Raw genomic sequence first — 17,458 nt, forward strand, 5'->3', positions numbered from 1 at the left:
TGTTGGAATGATTTTTGGCAACTACAATCAAGCAAAGTCGCCAGTGCGGCGTGCTCCCGGTTCCGTCAGAAGGGTCGATCATGCGAGTTATCTGGATAGCCACCTGCTTGGCAATAACCCTTCTCGCCGGCCACGTCATCGCGTCTGAGCAGGAGCAAAAAAAGGAAGTGGCTGAAGACAAGGCTGAGGTCCTTGAGCAGAAAGCCGCGGAGAAGGGCACCGATGTGCCGGTGCCCAGGTCCGAAGCCATCACCACCTCTGAAGTTCAGGCAGTCGATCCTGTCGGTGCGTCGCCGCTGGACGATGCAATCACCTGTCTGGCCCGCTCCATCTATTGGGAAGCCAAAGGCAAATCGTCCGCCGACATGGAAGCCGTCGCCAGCGTCGTCATGAACCGCCTGGGCCATGAGGGCTTTCCGGACACGGTATGCGCCGTGGTCAAGCAGGGTTCTGAAACCAAAAATTGTCAGTTTTCGTGGTGGTGTGATGGACGCTCGGATCAGGTCCAGGAAGAAACCCAATACGCAATTGCCAAGGAAATCGCGCGCAAGGCGCTCAACAAGCAACTCAACGACCGAACTCACGGCGCGATGTATTTCCACGACAGGAAGGTGAAACCCGCTTGGGCCAGGAAATACATCAAGACCACCGAGACCTCGATGTTTCTTTTTTACAAGCCGCGTGGTGGGTCGGCGAAGTAGGGATGTTCGCCGATCGCTCCTCGCCGACTCCGGCCATCCGCGACCAGCTGCAATCGACCCAAAGTTGACGGTGAAGCAGAGCCAGCTACTGGTACGTACTTGGACGCAAGCGTATTGTTCGATGCGCTTTACCTCCCTTGGAAATCTTCAAAAAAGGACGACTTACATGGATGTTGAACTGGCACATCAGATTGAGGCCGCAGAAAGCGAGTATTTGCGTTCGCGTGTTCAGAACTTGGCAGGGGTAAGCGGAAATCCTTATGGCGCACGTGTTTTTTCCAACGGAGACTTTCCGTGTTTTCAGGTGAACGCATCACCTAGCCCAATGTTCAACCGCATCTACGGCGACAGCGCCCGTGATCCCCAGGCAGTGTTGAAGTTGCTCAAAGATTCAGCGGAACATTCGGCCGTAACTCCCCTTATCGGGAAACCTTCCGCGGTGGGGCAGTACTCACTTGTGGGCGAAGCGCAGCTTGAGCGTTTGAGGGGCTGGACTCACTTGCAATTCGCGTGTGCCATCGAGAAGGTGGTCTTGAGTCGCCACTCATTCGAAATCGAGGAAGTCACGTCGAAAACTCTTGCTCAGTTCGCAGATGTGCATGCGGGCGGTTTTCATACCAAACCAGAGTACCGATTGCTGAATCAAGCATCCTTCGCAGAGCAGGCGTCGAGCGGACGTCTGAAAATCTGCGTCCTGAAAGCTGATGGGAAAGTCGTGGCAGGAGCCTCAATGTATTTGGCCAGTAATGGCATTGCCTACCTTGGAACGGCTGCCACACGAAAGGATGCCCGGGGCCTTGGCTACCATGGAGCACTGATATCTCATCGAATTGAGCAAGCGAAGAAGCATGGCTGCCACTTGATCGCCGCGACCGCGCTGGCCAGCTCCCAAAGTCGCCGAAATCTGCAACGTGCCGGGTTGACGACATCTCATGCCCAAGCACTGTACCGCCTCGCAGATAACTAAGATAAACGGCTGAACACGATCAGCCGGTTGCTGCCTGTTGCGATGGGTAAAGCCGGGTATCGGTGCCGACGCTTTCACAGAGATTGGAGGCTGGCTTCGATGGTCGTGACCACACGGTTACGGCCTTCGTGTTTAGCGTGATACAGGCGTTGATCGGCTGTACGCAGAATGGCCTCGATGGTGTCGCCGTCGCGGCCGGATTGCGATACGCCGATGCTCACGGTGACCACGGTTAACCGCTGCAGGCCATGAAAAGAATTATTTGCAACGGTGCTTCGCAGACGCTCAGCAATTACGTGCGCGCCTTCAAGTGAAGTCTGAGGTAGCAGAATCATGAATTCTTCCCCGCCTACTCGGGCTACGCCGTCATACGGCCGGATCGAATCGAGGCATTTATCCACGAAATCCTTCAGGATGTCATCGCCAACCTGATGCCCGAAGCGATCGTTGATGGACTTGAAATTATCCAGATCGAGTGCCAACACAGAGAACGGCTCACCGCCGCGCTTGGTCCGGCCCATTTCGACTTCGACGCGCTCCATGAACCGACGCCGATTATCAGCACCAGTCAGTGGATCGGTCGCCGCAAGGTGCCCGAGTTCTTGATTGGTGCGCTGGAGTTCCTGCAGGGCGCTCTCGGTATACGCCATCGCTTCGGCAAGCCGCACCATCAACTCCTCTTGGCTGTAAATCTTCGAGAACGACCGGGTGGTGAGGAACGCTTGTACGACCCCATAGCTCAACATGAAGAATCCACCGGCGAAGATCGCATGAGCGAGCCACCACATGTGGTTCCACGGACGTGCAAGGATGAAGGCAAGCGATGACAGCGCGAACGCGGTGACCGAGATGACAAAAATCATCATCAGCGGCGAACGGATACGGCGCAGCAGGAGTATTGCCACGGTCAATGCGGAAAGAATGAGGGCACCGCCTTCCATCGAGAGGCGCACCGCGAGGTTGCTGGCGATCGGCGAATTCGCGACGTACGCCACTGCCACATCAACCAGCAGGAACAGTCCTATCCAGGTCAACCACGGGCGGGCCTTCATTCGTTGGTCCGCGGCATCAGGTGGGCGGTGGTACGACAGCATTCCGACTAACAGCAGAATCGACATGACCAGTCGAGAGGCCGGTCCATAAAGCAGGAAGAGCCAGATATTGTGGTGTGCAAGCCCGGTGAACGCACCATGCAACGCGTAGATCAGTACAAAACCGAGAAAACCAAGCGTCATCCATCGCAGCAGCGGATCTCCCGATGACTGATAGCAGCGCCACGTGACGTAAGTCACAAACAAGCCCGCCAAGGTGGCTGCCGTGATCGCAACTATATGGAAGAGGTGGTTCTCGAATATAAGAGTGGGGTCTTGAAAGACGTATAAGTAGCCAATCAGATAGGCCGGAACAAACGCAAATCCTGCGAGCAGCAAATAGGCGTAAACCTTGACCATCAGGCGGACGGCTTCAGGTGGCTCGCCGGTGGCGATGAGATTGCTCATGGTTCCCTCCAGGTTTAAATCTATTTAGCCAACACCGGTCCGGTGTTGGCTCCAAAGCCGCCTGCATGCCAACGGTCCCGCGCCTCATTACGCAGATAGGGGATGGACCGATCTATGGCAATTCAATATTAGACTCCTTCCCGATTTCTGCTGCGCAAGCAGGTAAAAATGTTCACGGGAACGCCATTAATCGATCAGGAATGTCTCATTGTTCTCATCGGCGATTTTCGGTCAGTCGTGAGAGGCAGAAATTGGCCGTTATCTGCCTGATGTAGGTTGCAGTGAGCCATAGCGAAAAGGTGAATCGGAGCCGCGGTCCGGAAAAGAAACCGCGGCGACCGATCAATCAGGCGGCGGGGAGTAGGCCTTTCTGTTTGGCGACATGAGTCGCCAGTGCGTCCATCAAGTCCGGGGACAGGCAGTCATAGGGTTCCAGGCCGATCGAGCGCAGGCGCTCGCGGATAGCCTTCATTTGCGCTGGCGGTGTGCCGGTTTCGATGATGGAGGACACGAACGCCGCGAATCCCGGCGCAGCCCATCCGCTCTGTGGCGAAAGCTCGGTGTGGACGAAGTCCAGGCCATAAAACGCATGGTCCTTGTTCTCGATGCGCCCAAAGAGATGGGCGTGACACTGCTTGCAGGCGTGGCGCTGGATGGTCGCGGTTTCGTCGACAATCGCCAGTTTTTCGCCGTGGGCAATGACGCTGACCTTATCTCGAGGCACCACGGCGATGACGGCGAATGTCGCGTTTTGTGGTTTCCAGCATTTGCTGCAGCCACACGCGTGGTTATGCAGCGTTTGTGCGTCGATCTTGACCTCGACCTTGTCGGTCGCACACAGGCATTGCAGGGTGCCGCCCGCGAAATTCGCGGCGGCGGGTTGGATACCATTGTCCAGTGCAGGGTGAAGTTGCAAGGTGCTCATGCTGGCGTCTCCGTTTCAGGGTGGCAGACAAAAGTGCCTGGGCCGTGCCCCAGACCGGTAGTTCATCGGCACTCGATGACGGCGCGGATCGATTTGCCTTCATGCATCAGATTGAACCGCGGCGGATTTCGAAAAGGACACAGTGCATAAACGAGTGACCTCCTTCGGTGCGACCGGTCGGTTACCCAGATCAAGAATAGTCTGCGATGACGCCTCGAGCGCGGCTCGGGCCAGCGCACGGGCGAGTGTGTTGAATTCAGAACGCTGGCGTGACCCAGGCGCGTTACCCCACTTGACGCATCAATGGTCACGCAGCGGATCGTTTGTAGGGGCCGGACATGAGAAGGCAAAGCGACACGGTTTGTGCACATATTACGGAGTAATCAGCAGCGTGTTCATGGTCTGCTCTTGGCCGATTCAGCCTGTCGCCACAGTCAGCTTTGGGTCGATCCAAGTCATACAGCCGCCAATCATCCGCCCCGTGAAAGGCTTCGTTGGAAACCTTTCTGATAGCGCTGAAGGGCGCACGTGTCAGTAAAACGCGTGCATGGGCTTTCCCTTATGGTTCTAACATGACGTCCGGGCGACCAGCGTCATATTCGTCGAAGATCAGCGCCATGGGCCGGCAGTGTGCCTTCCCAGAATTCACAAGTTCGGTATGTGCTGCGGGCAAGATGAGGGCTTAGTTAACCATCACCTCGTCCAGTGCCTGCTCGAGGGTGCTGACCGTGCGCTCGATATTGTGCAGCTTTTCGAGTCCGAACAGACCGATGCGGAAGGTCTGGAAGTCGGCCGGCTCGTCGCATTGCAACGGCACTCCGGCGGCGATCTGTAGACCGTGGTTTGCAAATTTCTTACCGCTCTTGATGTCGGCATCATCGGTGTAGCTCACCACTACGCCAGGGGCCTGAAAGCCGGCTGCGGCCACGCTTTTGATGCCTTTGCCGGTCAACATTGCGCGCACCCGATCGCCCAGAGCCTGTTGTTCGCCGCGGACCTTGTCGAAACCGTAGGCTTGCGTCTCTTTCATCACTTCGTTAAATCGCGCGAGGGAATCGCTGGGCATGGTCGCATGGTAGGCATGTCCGCCCTGTTCGTAGGCCTGCATGATCTGAAGCCACTTTTTCAGGTCGCAGGCGAAGCTGCTGCTATGCGTCTGTTCGATGCGCTCGAGGGCCAAAGAACTGAGCATCACCAGGGCGCAGCAAGGGGAGGCGCTCCAGCCTTTTTGCGGTGCGCTGATCAGCAGGTCGACTGCGCATTTCTGCATATCAACCCAAAGCGTGCCTGAGGCGATGCAGTCCAGCACGAACAGGCCACCCACCGCATGCACGGCGTCGCCGACGGCCCGCAGGTACTCGTCGGGCAGGATAATCCCTGATGAGGTTTCAACGTGGGGGGCGAAGACAATCTGCGGCTTCTGCGCCTGAATGGCTGCCAGCACTTCGTCCAGAGGGGGTGGGGCGTAGGCAGCCTGGCGACCAGTATCGACCGGTCGGGCTTTCAGCACCGTGGTGGCCGCCGGGATGTTGCCCATCTCAAGGATCTGGCTCCAGCGATAACTGAACCAGCCGTTGCGTATCACCAGGCATTGCTGGTCGGTGGCAAACTGTCGCGCCACCGCTTCCATGCCGAATGTGCCGCTGCCCGGGACCACCGCAACAGCCTGGGCGTTGTAGACCTGTTTCAGGGTCCTGGAAATGTTCTTCATCACGCCTTGAAATGACTGCGACATGTGGTTGAGCGAGCGGTCGGTGTAGACCACTGAGTACTCGACCAGCCCCTCGGGATCGATACTGGGATATAGCTTTGACATGGGGTGACTCCTTTGGCAGAGATCTCAGTGGTATCGACCCTGCCCTAAGCCTTGGCAAATGACAAGATTGCTCGGGATTGATTTGCGACTTCTGTCGAGCGGCTGGCATCATCAGGTCGATTACTGGACGTAGCAATGCTCGCAGGTGGCTGCTGAGTGGTGGGAGGGTGGGCCTTAAAGGTTCCTACCTCCTTACGTTCGGTCGATAACGACCAGTTACGAAGGGCGGCAGCCGGCCAAAACCGGACTGTCACGAACGGCGGCAATCGACCGAAGTTATGTGAAACGCACTTAATAAGTCAAAAGCTGAGTCTGCTGGACCACAACACTTGTTTTATTTCAGTTCCGTTCTTATTTCGGTTCCGGGCACGAAAAATTTGCTGGGATCATCGACCTTCTTCAGGTCAACCAAGGCTCGGCAAATGCAATGCGAGAATTGTTTCTGCAACGCTTCGGGGTCTTTCCATGCCGTTTGCGATAGCTGCGATTGTTGTCCCTCGGACGATTTATAGCAGACACAATTATCAAGCCGGGTGATGCCGTTATCATTTGTGCTCTGACAAGCAGTGGTAAGCAAAGAGATCGCGATGAGCATTACGAAGCGTTTCATTGGCTCCCCTCCGAGGCTGTTGTGAAGCGCTAACTCTAAATAGACCGCAGTGGGGTGATAGCGCCTCCGCGGGGCTGGTGGATAGCACTCCCTGTTCTCGCGCTTGCCTTCTGATCAGACAGGATGTTGTAACGGCATGGTGACCGCTGAAGGCGGTTATACGCCATGGACGCAAAGCCCAATCTGCTCAATAAGCCCGACATTAGAAGAGAGCTTAGCTCTCATTTTCCAACGCTCCATCCACTGGCTGCTTTGAGTCGTGAGTTGACGCCCGCCAACCCTGTTCATTCGCGCGTAGATTCCGGTTCTTCCAGGTGATCGATGTGCTTGAAGCGCTCGACCAGGAAATCGATCAGGCTGCGTACGCGCGCCGACAGGTGCAACTGTTGCGGATACACGGCGTAGACATCGGCGCGGGTGGGGGTCTGATCCTCCAGCACCAGGCGCAAGCGGCCACTGCGCACGTAACGGGCGATGTCCCATTCGGCCCGCAGCAGAATGCCGTAACCTTCCAGCGCCCAGTTCAGGGCCACTTCACCGTCGTTGCAGCCCAACGCTCCGCGCACTTTGATGTTTTGCGTGCGCCCACCGTTGGTGAAACTCCACACGCCATAGGGCGTTTCGTTTTGCCGCAGGAAGATGCAGTTGTGTTGCTGTAAATCCGCCAGGCGTTGGGGCACGCCATGCTGTTCCAGGTACAGCGGCGAGGCGCATAACAGACGGCGATTGGACGCGATCTTTCGGGCATGGAAGGCGGCGTCCGGCAGCGTGCCGAAACGAATACCCAAGTCAAACCCGTGAGTCGTCAGGTCGAGCGGGTGGTCGCTGATTTCCAGCTGGATTTCCACCTCCGGGTACTGCGCGAAGAACGCGCCCAGGGCAGGGCCGATATAGCGCCGACCGAACCCCAGCGAGGCGTTGACGCGAATCAGACCTTTAGGCGTCGCCCGACTGCTGCTGATCAGCTGCTCGACCTCATCGATCTGCGTCAGGATGCGCGCGGCATGGGAAAAATACAGTTCACCTTCCGAGGTCAGGCTCATCGAGCGCGTGGTGCGGTTGACCAGGCGGATGCCCAGCCGTGCTTCCAGCGCGGTCAGGCGTTTGCTCACCGCCGGCGGTGTGACGCCCAACTCGCGAGCCGTCGCCGCCAGGCTGCCTTTGTTGGCCAGCAGGTAGAAAAAAGACAAATCCAGGGTTTGGCTCATTGGTAACTCAAATTCATCTATGTAGTGATTTGGAGTAACTCACGCTCATTTGTTCACTACATATACTCCGCTCACACCCTGATTGAACACCCCCGTTCGACAGGCAAAACAAGAACGTGACGAGAGTGGAGTCAACAATGAGCGCATACAAAATTGCTGCGGTTCCAGGTGATGGTATCGGTGTGGAAGTGATCGCCGCGGGCGTCGAGGTGCTGCAAGCCTTATCGAAGAAATCCGGCTTCGAACTGGATTTCAAACACTTCGACTGGAACTCGGATAACTACCTTAAAAATGGCTACTACATCCCGGAAGGTGGCCTGGAAGAGCTGGAAACCTTCGACGCCATTTTCTTCGGCGCTGTCGGTGCGCTCAACGTACCGGATCACATTTCGCTGTGGGGCCTGCGTCTGCCGATCTGCCAGGGCTTCGACCAGTACGCCAACGTGCGTCCGGCTCGCGTACTGCCAGGGGTTAAAAGCCCGCTGCTCAATGGTGATCAAATCGACTGGGTCGTGGTGCGTGAAAACTCCGAGGGCGAGTACTCCGGCAACGGCGGTCGTGTCCACCGGGGCCTGCCCGAAGAAGTCGCCACCGAAGTGTCGGTGTTCACCCGTGCCGGGGTAGAGCGCATTCACCGTTTCGCCTTCGAACTGGCGCAAAGCCGTCCGCGCAAACACCTGACCATGGTCACTAAATCCAACGCCCAGCGACATGGCATGGTGTTGTGGGACGAGATCTTCTACGAAGTCGCCAAGGACTTTCCGGACGTCAGGATCGACAAAGAACTGGTCGACGCCGTGACCACGCGCATGGTGCTCAAACCGTCGACGCTGGACGTGATCGTCGCCACCAACCTGCACGCCGACATCCTGTCCGATCTGGCCGCCGCGTTGTCCGGCAGCCTGGGCATCGCGCCGACCGCCAACCTGAACCCCTCGCGCAAATTCCCCTCGATGTTCGAACCGATCCACGGCTCGGCCTTCGACATCACCGGCAAGGGTGTTGCCAACCCGATTGCGACGTTCTGGACGGCGGCGATGATGCTCGAACACCTGGGTGAAGCGGCTGCGGCGAAGCACCTGATGTCGGCCATCGAGGCGGTGACCGAGAGCGGTCTGCATACCCCGGATCTGGGCGGTACGGCCACCACCCGCCAGATCACGGATGCGGTCATCGAGTTGATCAAACGCTGATTCAAACTGCGGCACAACGCCAAGGGGCTGATCACCGATCAGACCCCTTGGCATTTCCTGACAACAATAAAAAATCAGGGCCCTGTCATGAAAAGAATATTCGGCAAACTTTACGTACAAGTGCTCATCGCCGTGATCCTCGGCGCCATCGTCGGGGTATTGGTGCCCGAAACCGGAACAGCGCTCAAACTCTTGGGCGACGCGTTCATCAAACTGATCAAAATGCTCCTCGCCCCGGTGATCTTCCTGACGGTGGTTACGGGCATTGCACGCATGGAGAACATGAAAGAGCTGGGGCGCGTCGGCTTCCGTGCACTGATCTATTTCGAAGTGGTGTCCACCCTGGCGCTGGTCGTCGGCCTGGTGGTTGTCGATGTGTTCAAACCCGGCGCCGGCATGAACATCGATGTCGCCACGCTGGATACGTCCAGCCTGGCCACCTACACCAGCGCCGTGAAGCATGCCTCGTTCATGGACTTTGTGATGAACATCATCCCCGACACCATCGTGGATGCCTTCGCCAAGGGCAACGTGCTGCAAATATTGCTGTTCTCCATTCTGTTGGGCATTGCCCTGGCGCATGTCGGACCTCGTGCCAAGGTGTTCGTCGACACGCTGGACAGCCTGATGCAGGGCATGTTTCGCATCGTCAACATGGTCATGCGCCTGGCACCCATCGGCGCCTTCGGAGCGATTGCCTTCACCATCGGCAAATACGGCTTTGGCTCGCTGTTCTCACTCGGCAAGTTGATGGCCTGTGTCTACCTGACCTGTGCTGTGTTCGTGATTTTTGTACTGGGCCCAATCTGCCGCTACAGCGGATTCAGCCTGTGGAAGTTTTTGAAATTCATCAAGGAAGAACTGTTCACCGTCCTGGGCACCAGTTCTTCGGAATCGGTGCTGCCGCAGATGCTTTCCAAGATGGAAAAGGCTGGTGTCTCCAAACCCGTCGCGGGCCTGATCATCCCCTCGGGCTTGACCTTCAACCCGGATGGGCAGGCGATCTACTACACCATCGCCGCCATCTTCATCGCGCAGGCCACGAACACACCGCTGACCCTGACGGATCAGTTGATCGTCCTGGCCGTGCTGATGTTTACCTCCAAGGGCTCTGCCGGTGTCACCGGCTCGGGATTCATCATTCTGGCAGCGACGCTATCGTCCCTTGGCACCATTCCGGTGGCGGGCATGGTGCTGCTGTTGGGCGTCGACCGGTTCATGTCGGAAGCGCGTGCGATCACCAACACCATCGGCAATGGCGTCGGGACAATGGCCATTGCAAAATGGGTCGGGGCTCTGGACACCGTGAAAATGCACAAGGCGTTGAATGGTGAGGTCGAAGGGGAGAAGCCCGCGACGGCTCAGGCAGAGGTTATCGCTGCTCATTCAGCGCCTGCTTAACGGCAGGCGCTCAAAGTTTGTAGCCGATCTGCCGCAACAGGTTCTTGCGCCATAGGATGTCGGCCTCGCCTTCAATGCCACGGGCACAGAAGCCATCCACCACGCCCAGGATCGCTCGCCCTTGATCTGTCTCAGCGAGAATCACTTCAGTCGGATTGGCCGTTGCACAAAAAATGCGGCACACCTCTGGAACCATTTTGACGGCGTTCAACACGTTTACGGGATAGAAGCCGTCGTCGAGGAAAATGATGAAGCTATGGCCAGCACCGATGGCTTGGGCATTGCTCCGGGCCAGTTCGATCATGGCGGTATCGGTGCCAGACCAGCGCACCAGGCATTTGCCGGAAGCTTCGCAAAAGGCCACGCCAAAGCGGATACCTGGCACGGCATTGACCAACGCTTCGTGGATGTCCTCGACGGACTTGATGAAGTGGGTCTGACCCAAAATGAAGTTGGTCGCTTCCGGCTTGTCGATTTTCAACGTGATGAGTTGCATCTCGAACGCCTCCTTTCACGATGACTGATAACACGTTAAGCATAGCTACTCATAAAACGTAGATCTTGAGCCTGGTGGTCACCCTGTGGCGAGGGGGCTTGTCGGAACGCCGCATCGCCCCGTTCGGCTGCGCAGCAGCCGTAAATCCGGACAGCTCGATTTGTCTGAACGAACACTGGGGGCCGCTTCGCGACCCAACGGGGGCAAGCCCCCTCGCCACAGGTTTGTGTTCGTCGCCGCTTTACCCGTTGCTGCTAGAACTTCGCATAGTTCAACGCATCGACAAAGGCCGAGCCTCCGATGCCAGTCAGTGACAGCAGCAGCGCCCGGATCAGCGGGTCTTCAGCGTAGCGTGAGAACGCGCCGGTGCTGAGCGTCGCGACCCGCTCGCGGATCATCTTGAACTTGCCGTAGCAGGGCGTCGTTTCAGGTGTTTGCAGCAGGTAGGCGTCAAGTCGTTGCAGTGCAAGCGTGCGGGATTTTTCTGCGGCACGGCGCAGCGATAGCGCTGAGACCAGCAGTACCAGCGCCGTCAGCAGGTAGGAAATGACCAGGCTGGGCGGTGTCGGCCAGTTATCGAACAGGCTGCTGCGCGATGCGAACAGGATCAACATGACCACCGTCGGCGCATAGATCAGACGGTTTACGGCCGAGGTGCGCTTGGCGATCAGTTGCAAATCCATCCACTCGTCGATGCACGGGTGCCGGAGCATGCCAAAGGTCTTCTTGTGCTCCATCTGCAAGCTGCCTGGCCAGATCGCATGATGTTCGCTGAGATGGCGGATGAATCGCGTCAGCAGCAGGTTGGCATCCATGACCCAGAACACCAGCACCTGGAAAACCAGCGCGGGGATCAGCCAACTCATCATCCACCACATCGATGCGCCGCGTACGGGCATGCCCTCCATGGGCCAGATGACAAACAACACACTGGTGACCACGACGTAAACCCACGTGGCGAGCATGGCCCGCAGCATTCGGGCGCCGAAGGAGCCGCAGACGCAGTGCTCACCCCAGAAGCGTGCAATGACGATCATCTTGCGCCCGTCCGTGCAAGCGGCCTGTGCCGGTGCACAGGACTTTGACCATTCGTCGCTGGCGGTCAGCAACGGGAAGAAAATCTTCAGCAGGCAGTGCCCCAGTTCGTTGCACCAGCGACGCAATGTCCAGCCTTTGCCCCGGCGAATCAAGCGTCGAACCTGTCCCCACAAGGTCATCTCGTATTTGCGCATGTGCAGGCGTAAATGGTACGCGGCTTCGATCTCGGTCCGGTTGATGCGCAGGTTGCGCCAGCCCCATGCCAGTGCCGAAAGGGAGATCAGCACGGCCAGCAATCGCAGTGCGACGGTGGGCCAGGCACTGATGCCTTCAAACAGGAACATCGGCTCACCCAGTCCGTTGTCCGTCAATGTGCTGCGCATCTGGTACGCCAACATCAGCGCGAGGATGAACATGACGAGAGGGACAACGATGTACCACGCCCGGGAGTCGTATAAGCCCGTACCCATGCTGTCTGTCGAGTCCTTGGCCATCGCCAGTTGCCTCGCGGAGCGCCGGGTCAGGTTCGAGGAAATGATCCCCAGCAATATCAGCACGAACGTGAACCAGAGAAACTCCGCATGCCAGAACCGCGTGGCGATGAATGCGCAGGCCGCCGCCACCATAAACAGCGTCATCGGCACGCCGCGAACCCAGGTTAACCGTGCGTCATGCTCATCTTTCGGGCCCTCGATCCGCCACCAGACAATGAACCCGCCGAGTATCAGCAGGGTGACGGTCAGTGGCCCGGCCCAGAAGAATGACTGGGCTTGCTTGAAGCGGTCGCGAATTGATTTGGAGGGTTCAGGGTAGGGCGGTGGTGAGGGATCTTGGAGGCAGCGCAGCGCCATGAGGTCGTGCGGACGTACGCCTCGATCGGACTGCGATTGGGTCGGTGCCTCGCAGCTTGCCGGGCGTGACGCGGTCAGCCGGCTCGCCAGGGGAATGAAGCCGCTGATCCCCACTTCATAGATGCCCGGCGAGAGCAGCTCCGATTTGGAATAGTCGAATTTTGCGCGTTTGGCGTCGAAGGATTGCGGCGCCAGCGCCGCCAGCACCGAGATGAACACCGCGCTTTGCAAGCTGTCGCGAAACGGCGGCACGTCTTGCTGCAGGGCGCGGGTCAGGGTGAGTCCATAGGGGGCGGCGAGTATCAGGTTGCGCGTGGTTTGCGCCTGGCCCCGTTGCAACATGCGGGCATCGAGGTCGGTGGAAAAGTACAGTTTGTACGGCATTCGACTCTTCAGCGCTTGCAGCACCAAGAGCTTGTCGTAGGCATCGACGCCCAGTACTCCAATCGCGCCAATGCCACTTTCGCCGTTGCGTCGATAGGCCGCATCCTCGCTGGCGATATGGTCGGCGAGGCGCCGCAGGTAGTCGAGCTGGGAGTTGCCGTCGGATTTCTCCAGCGGACTGAGATCAAGTTGGGTGGGGTCTTTGTTTTTACCGGGATCGGTACTGGCGCTTTTGTCGTTGCTCGCGGGCTCTTCCGGGAGGCGTCCGTCCAGGCCGCGTAGATAGCTGAAGCGCAAAATCCACTGATCGACCACATCCCTATGGTTTTTTTCGTCGCTGCCCAGGCGGGCATCCCTGGCCACCTGTGACTTGAAGCTTTCGATCAGTGCGCGGCTGTAGAAACTGTCCCACTCGGAAATCAAGGCGATACGGTGACCGCTGCGGCGAAGATCTCGGGTGCACGGTGAGCCGATCCGTCGCAGCTTGTCTTCGCTGCAACGCACCCCCGTGGCCGGGTCCACGCGGCGCAACTTCAGCTCTTCCAGCATCAATTGCGTCATGGTGCCGTCGTCGCTGACGGTGCGCAGCAACTTCATGGGTTGCCTGTTCGCCAGCGGTGGCGACAGCTTTTGGTACCCGCGATCCAGCGTCTCGTTATCGGCCGTGGCCAGCGGTGAGTAGATTTCTACATTCGGTGTGGCTTTGCCGATGTCCTGGTCCTGGAACATGTCGCGCAGGACGGTTGAGGTAGAAGGGCCGATGACCTTCAGGACAGCCGTGTCGGATGGCTCGGAACACGGTTTTGGAGCGCACGCCAACGCCATTTTGTTTTTCAGGGTCTCGCGTAGCGTTTCGAGCATCTGCAGCGGCGTTGAGCCGAGTGCGTCCTGTTTGAACCAGAACACAATAGTTCGGTCAGGCGGTGGTGGCGACCCTTCCAGGGCCGTCGGCGGATCGAAGGGATTGGAGACGAACACTTCATAGGGCGCGTCGACGAAAGCGGTTTTCTGCGGGGTATCCAGCGACAGGTTGGCGGCGAGTCTCAAGCAATGGATGTACTGTTCCTGGTCCGGCACGCGGTGGGAATTCTTGAACCCTGCCAGCAGCGCATAACGAATGCGCCGGCGCCGTTCGACTTCATCGGCATAAGGGCCGCCTTCGACCAGCGCCACCATGATGTCGGGCGCCGGATTTTCGCCGGACAGGGGAGAAATATCCGGGCTGCAAACATGCTCGGCATCCGGGTTCTTGCTGTCCGTGAGCTTCTTGCGATAACGCTCGACCGCGTCGAAAGGGTCTTGCCATAACCGGGCTTCGATGGGCAGTTGCGCCTGGAACTGTGCACCGATCGGCCGCGGTTCAAGGAACGGTTCGCGGTTGAGGGCGAACATCGATACCACCAGACTCAGGATGACCGCACTGCCTGGCAGCCAGAAGGCCAGGTTAGTGCCAGAACCCTTGTTGTCCATGGCCTGTGCCTCTTGTTCTCGGCCAACTGATTACAGTTATGTATAGACCCAATAACAGGGTTCAGCGCAAAGTCAGTGGCGGTAACATCCGTCATGCCACCTTTAAGGTCAAAAGAACCCGCCACTATGTACACAATCGGACTCATCGTTTACCCCGGGTTTCAGGTGCTGGGCCTGGCCATGTGCGCCACGTTCGAGTTGGCCAACATGGCCACCGACGAACCGGCGTACCACATTGCCTTGCTGTCCGAGCGCGGCGGTACGGTGCAGACCTCCGCCGGGTTTGGCGTGGAAACCACGGCGTTCGACCAGCGCTCGTTCGACACGTTGCTGGTGATGGGCGACAACCTGATCCGTCCGGTATCACCGGGCATGGTGGCGTTTTTACGCAACGCCAGCCGGACCACCCGGCGTCTGGGCTCGATTTGCACCGGCGCTATTGCGCTGGCCGAGGCCGGTTTGCTTGATGGCCGGCGCGCGACCACGCACTGGTGCCATGCCCCGGCGCTGCAGAAGGCGTACCCGAAGGTGAAGGTCGAGGAAGACCGGATCTTCATCAATGACGGCAACATCTGGACGGCTGCGGGCATGAGCGCTTGTGTCGATTTGGCACTGGCCCTGGTTGAAAGCGACCTGGGCGCGGAAGTGGCGCGGCGGGTAGCCCGGCAATTGGTGGTGTACCACCGGCGCGCGGGAGGACAGTCGCAGTTTTCGGTGATGCTCGAACTGGAGCCCAAGACCGATCGCATCCAGGCCGCGTTGGCCTATGCCAAGCAGAACCTGAAGTCCGCGCTGTCGGTCGAGGAGCTGGCCAGCGCCGCCAACCTCAGCCCTCGGCAGTTCAGTCGCGTGTTCCATGCCGAAACCGGCCAATCACCGGCCAAGGCCATCGAAAACCTGCGGGTGGAAGCGGCGCGTCTGATGATGGAAACCGGTCGGCACCCCATCGACGTGGTGGCGACCGATACCGGTTTTGGCGATCGAGAGCGGATGCGTCGGGCGTTTATCCGTGCATTTGGCCAGCCACCGCAGGTCATTCAACGCGCCAATCGTGGCTAACGTTCGTGATGTCCTAAAAGGTGGTGTATTCGACATTTCAGTCTAAATATTATTGGCGTAATTTTTATCTCGTTGAAGCCCATTTCTTACTGAGATCACCGCCATGACCCTCGTAAAAGCCGCCGCCGTCCAAATCAGTCCCGTTCTTTACAGCCGTGAAGGCACCGTCGACAAAGTGGTGCAGAAGATTCTCGAACTCGGTGAGCAAGGCGTGGAGTTCGCCGTGTTCCCGGAAACCATCGTGCCTTACTACCCGTACTTCTCGTTCGTTCAGTCGCCCTTCGAAATGGGCGCCGAGCACCTCAAACTGCTGGATCAGGCCGTGACTGTGCCGTCGTCCACCACGGATGCCATCGGCGCCGCCGCCAGACAGGCCGGCATGGTGGTGTCCATCGGTGTCAATGAACGTGACGGCGGTACGCTGTACAACGCGCAGTTGTTGTTCGATGCCGACGGCACCCTGATTCAGCATCGCCGCAAGATTTCCCCGACTTATCACGAACGCATGATCTGGGGCATGGGCGACGGCTCAGGCCTGCGCGCCACCGACAGCGCGGTAGGGCGCATCGGCCAATTGGCTTGCTGGGAACATTACAACCCGCTGGCCCGTTACGCCTTGATGGCCGACGGCGAACAGATTCACGCGTCGATGTACCCGGGGTCGTTTGCCGGCCCGCTGTTTACCTCACAAATGGAAGTCAGCATCCGCCAACACGCGCTGGAATCGGCGTGCTTCGTGGTCAACTCCACCGCTTGGCTGAACCCTGAACAACAGGCGCAAATCATGGCCGACACCGGTTGCCCCATCGGCCCGATTTTCGGTGGTTGCTTTACCGCGATCATCAGCCCGGATGGCGTGGTGCTGGGCTCGCTGACTGAAGGCGAAGGCGAGGTGATCGTCGACCTCGATATGGGCTTGATCGACAAACGCAAACGCATGATGGATTCGCGCGGCCACTACAGCCGTCCGGAACTGCTGAGCCTGCTGATCGACCGCACACCGACGAGCCATGTGCATGAACGCAGTGCACATCCGAAGTTGGCGGTGACCGATACCGTGGAGGAAATCAGTCGTTAAACGGCAGACACAAAAAGGGGACTTTGGAAGTCCCCTTTTGCTCGTCTGGCCTTACAGTTCCTGACCCAAAAAGATCAACGTATTGCCATGGGCCTCAGCTGCTGCGCGTTGGTTGTAGCTGTCGCGATGCGAGCAGTTGAAGCCATGTTCGGCCTCCGGATACACGACAATTTCCACGTTATCGTTGGTATCGAAACGCTCGGCGATTTTCTCCACAGCATCCAGTGGGATGTGGCTGTCCTGTTCACCGAAGTGCATCAGCAGCGGCACTTCGATTTCATCGGCCCGGTCCAGCTGATTCTGGATTCCGCCGCCGTAATAGGCGATGGCCACGTCCACCAGCCCATTGGCGGCGGTGTGGTACGAGAGCAAACCACCGAAGCAGTAACCAATCGAGGCGATCCCGCCGTCCAGGCCCGGCTGGGCTTTCAAGGCGTCAATGGCCAGTTCGATGTCGGCCTGTGCCTTGCCGACGTCAGTGGCGTTCATCAGCTCGACGGCGCGTTTCCAGCCGGCCTCGTCGTAGGTCAGTTCGATGCGGTGGCCGCTGCGCCAGAACAGGTCCGGTGCAATCACCAGGTAACCGTCGGCAGCGTATTGTTCGGCGACCGAGCGGATATGTTCATTCACGCCGAAGATTTCCTGGATCAGCACGATCCCCGGGCCTTTGCGGGTGTGCGGAATCGCTAGGTAAGCGCCGAATTTACCGTCGGCGCTGTCGATCTCGATCCATTGGGTGGTCACGCTCATGGTGGCTCCTGT

14 protein-coding genes are annotated in these 17,458 nt (G+C 58.3%); 6 read left to right on the forward strand and 8 right to left on the reverse strand.

Annotation, left to right across the window (positions count from 1 at the left end; all coding sequences use genetic code 11):
- Nucleotides 1-80: 80 nt before the first annotated feature.
- Together ACA059_RS13835 and ACA059_RS13840 are read left to right on the forward strand one after the other, a co-directional pair.
- Nucleotides 81-701, forward strand: a complete 621-nt coding sequence (locus tag ACA059_RS13835) for a cell wall hydrolase (RefSeq protein ID WP_497634328.1) — start codon at nucleotides 81-83, stop codon at nucleotides 699-701.
- A 166-nt stretch (nucleotides 702-867) separates the two neighbouring features.
- Entirely contained in the window at nucleotides 868-1,668 is an 801-nt protein-coding gene (locus tag ACA059_RS13840) for a GNAT family N-acetyltransferase (protein ID WP_497634329.1), read from the forward strand.
- A 74-nt stretch (nucleotides 1,669-1,742) separates the two neighbouring features.
- On the opposite strand, the gene ACA059_RS13845 is transcribed toward ACA059_RS13840, so the two are convergent.
- The 5 genes from ACA059_RS13845 to ACA059_RS13865 all read right to left on the reverse strand — a co-directional run bounded on the left by ACA059_RS13845 (nucleotide 1,743) and on the right by ACA059_RS13865 (nucleotide 7,726).
- Nucleotides 1,743-3,167, reverse strand: coding sequence for a sensor domain-containing diguanylate cyclase (locus tag ACA059_RS13845; protein WP_497634331.1), 1,425 nt, complete (start codon nucleotides 3,165-3,167; stop codon nucleotides 1,743-1,745).
- 346 nt (nucleotides 3,168-3,513) lie between these two features.
- Nucleotides 3,514-4,092, reverse strand: coding sequence for an S-(hydroxymethyl)glutathione synthase (gfa, locus tag ACA059_RS13850; protein WP_497634332.1), 579 nt, complete (start codon nucleotides 4,090-4,092; stop codon nucleotides 3,514-3,516).
- A 682-nt stretch (nucleotides 4,093-4,774) separates the two neighbouring features.
- Nucleotides 4,775-5,908, reverse strand: coding sequence for an aminotransferase class V-fold PLP-dependent enzyme (locus ACA059_RS13855; RefSeq protein WP_201117413.1), 1,134 nt, complete (start codon nucleotides 5,906-5,908; stop codon nucleotides 4,775-4,777).
- Nucleotides 5,909-6,242: 334 nt separating this feature from the next.
- Nucleotides 6,243-6,518: a hypothetical protein gene (locus tag ACA059_RS13860; RefSeq protein WP_497634335.1), complete on the reverse strand. Its 276-nt coding sequence runs from the start codon at nucleotides 6,516-6,518 to the stop codon at nucleotides 6,243-6,245.
- A gap of 284 nt (nucleotides 6,519-6,802) precedes the next feature.
- Nucleotides 6,803-7,726, reverse strand: coding sequence for a LysR family transcriptional regulator (locus ACA059_RS13865; protein ID WP_192409583.1), 924 nt, complete (start codon nucleotides 7,724-7,726; stop codon nucleotides 6,803-6,805).
- 137 nt (nucleotides 7,727-7,863) lie between these two features.
- On the opposite strand from ACA059_RS13865, the gene ACA059_RS13870 reads away from it, so the two are divergent.
- Together ACA059_RS13870 and ACA059_RS13875 are read left to right on the forward strand one after the other, a co-directional pair.
- On the forward strand, nucleotides 7,864-8,919 hold the full coding sequence (locus tag ACA059_RS13870; RefSeq protein WP_497634336.1) for a tartrate dehydrogenase: 1,056 nt from the start codon (nucleotides 7,864-7,866) through the stop codon (nucleotides 8,917-8,919).
- 87 nt (nucleotides 8,920-9,006) lie between these two features.
- Entirely contained in the window at nucleotides 9,007-10,320 is a 1,314-nt protein-coding gene (locus ACA059_RS13875) for a dicarboxylate/amino acid:cation symporter (RefSeq protein WP_497634337.1), read from the forward strand.
- A 10-nt stretch (nucleotides 10,321-10,330) separates the two neighbouring features.
- On the opposite strand, the gene ACA059_RS13880 is transcribed toward ACA059_RS13875, so the two are convergent.
- Nucleotides 10,331-10,816, reverse strand: a complete 486-nt coding sequence (locus ACA059_RS13880; RefSeq protein WP_497634338.1) for an adenosine-specific kinase — start codon at nucleotides 10,814-10,816, stop codon at nucleotides 10,331-10,333.
- A 254-nt stretch (nucleotides 10,817-11,070) separates the two neighbouring features.
- Complete coding sequence (locus ACA059_RS13885) at nucleotides 11,071-14,559, reverse strand: hypothetical protein (protein WP_497634339.1); 3,489 nt, start codon at nucleotides 14,557-14,559, stop codon at nucleotides 11,071-11,073.
- A gap of 126 nt (nucleotides 14,560-14,685) precedes the next feature.
- Here ACA059_RS13885 and ACA059_RS13890 point away from each other — a divergent pair, with 126 nt between their 5' ends.
- Nucleotides 14,686-15,618 (forward strand): GlxA family transcriptional regulator, encoded by a 933-nt coding sequence (locus tag ACA059_RS13890; protein WP_497634340.1) that lies wholly within the window; start codon nucleotides 14,686-14,688, stop codon nucleotides 15,616-15,618.
- Between the two features lie 103 nt (nucleotides 15,619-15,721).
- Nucleotides 15,722-16,696: a nitrilase-related carbon-nitrogen hydrolase gene (locus ACA059_RS13895; RefSeq protein ID WP_497634342.1), complete on the forward strand. Its 975-nt coding sequence runs from the start codon at nucleotides 15,722-15,724 to the stop codon at nucleotides 16,694-16,696.
- Nucleotides 16,697-16,747: 51 nt separating this feature from the next.
- Here the strand turns inward: ACA059_RS13895 and ACA059_RS13900 are convergent, their stop codons facing one another.
- Entirely contained in the window at nucleotides 16,748-17,446 is a 699-nt protein-coding gene (locus ACA059_RS13900; protein WP_497634343.1) for a dienelactone hydrolase family protein, read from the reverse strand.
- Nucleotides 17,447-17,458 lie beyond the last annotated feature (12 nt).

Source organism: Pseudomonas sp. LBUM1647, assembly GCF_059716175.1.

Excerpts from the sequence above, each read along its gene's own strand:
- ACA059_RS13855 (WP_201117413.1), bottom strand. The coding sequence starts at position 5,908 with ATGTCAAAGCTATATCCCAGTATCGATCCCGAGGGGCTGGTCGAGTAC.
- ACA059_RS13890 (WP_497634340.1), top strand. The coding sequence starts at position 14,686 with ATGTACACAATCGGACTCATCGTTTACCCCGGGTTTCAGGTGCTGGGC.
- ACA059_RS13875 (WP_497634337.1), top strand. The coding sequence starts at position 9,007 with ATGAAAAGAATATTCGGCAAACTTTACGTACAAGTGCTCATCGCCGTG.
- ACA059_RS13840 (WP_497634329.1), top strand. The coding sequence starts at position 868 with ATGGATGTTGAACTGGCACATCAGATTGAGGCCGCAGAAAGCGAGTAT.
- gfa (WP_497634332.1), bottom strand. The coding sequence starts at position 4,092 with ATGAGCACCTTGCAACTTCACCCTGCACTGGACAATGGTATCCAACCC.
- ACA059_RS13880 (WP_497634338.1), bottom strand. The coding sequence starts at position 10,816 with ATGCAACTCATCACGTTGAAAATCGACAAGCCGGAAGCGACCAACTTC.
- ACA059_RS13860 (WP_497634335.1), bottom strand. The coding sequence starts at position 6,518 with ATGAAACGCTTCGTAATGCTCATCGCGATCTCTTTGCTTACCACTGCT.
- ACA059_RS13885 (WP_497634339.1), bottom strand. The coding sequence starts at position 14,559 with ATGGACAACAAGGGTTCTGGCACTAACCTGGCCTTCTGGCTGCCAGGC.
- ACA059_RS13845 (WP_497634331.1), bottom strand. The coding sequence starts at position 3,167 with ATGAGCAATCTCATCGCCACCGGCGAGCCACCTGAAGCCGTCCGCCTG.
- ACA059_RS13900 (WP_497634343.1), bottom strand. The coding sequence starts at position 17,446 with ATGAGCGTGACCACCCAATGGATCGAGATCGACAGCGCCGACGGTAAA.
- ACA059_RS13895 (WP_497634342.1), top strand. The coding sequence starts at position 15,722 with ATGACCCTCGTAAAAGCCGCCGCCGTCCAAATCAGTCCCGTTCTTTAC.
- ACA059_RS13865 (WP_192409583.1), bottom strand. The coding sequence starts at position 7,726 with ATGAGCCAAACCCTGGATTTGTCTTTTTTCTACCTGCTGGCCAACAAA.
- ACA059_RS13870 (WP_497634336.1), top strand. The coding sequence starts at position 7,864 with ATGAGCGCATACAAAATTGCTGCGGTTCCAGGTGATGGTATCGGTGTG.
- ACA059_RS13835 (WP_497634328.1), top strand. The coding sequence starts at position 81 with ATGCGAGTTATCTGGATAGCCACCTGCTTGGCAATAACCCTTCTCGCC.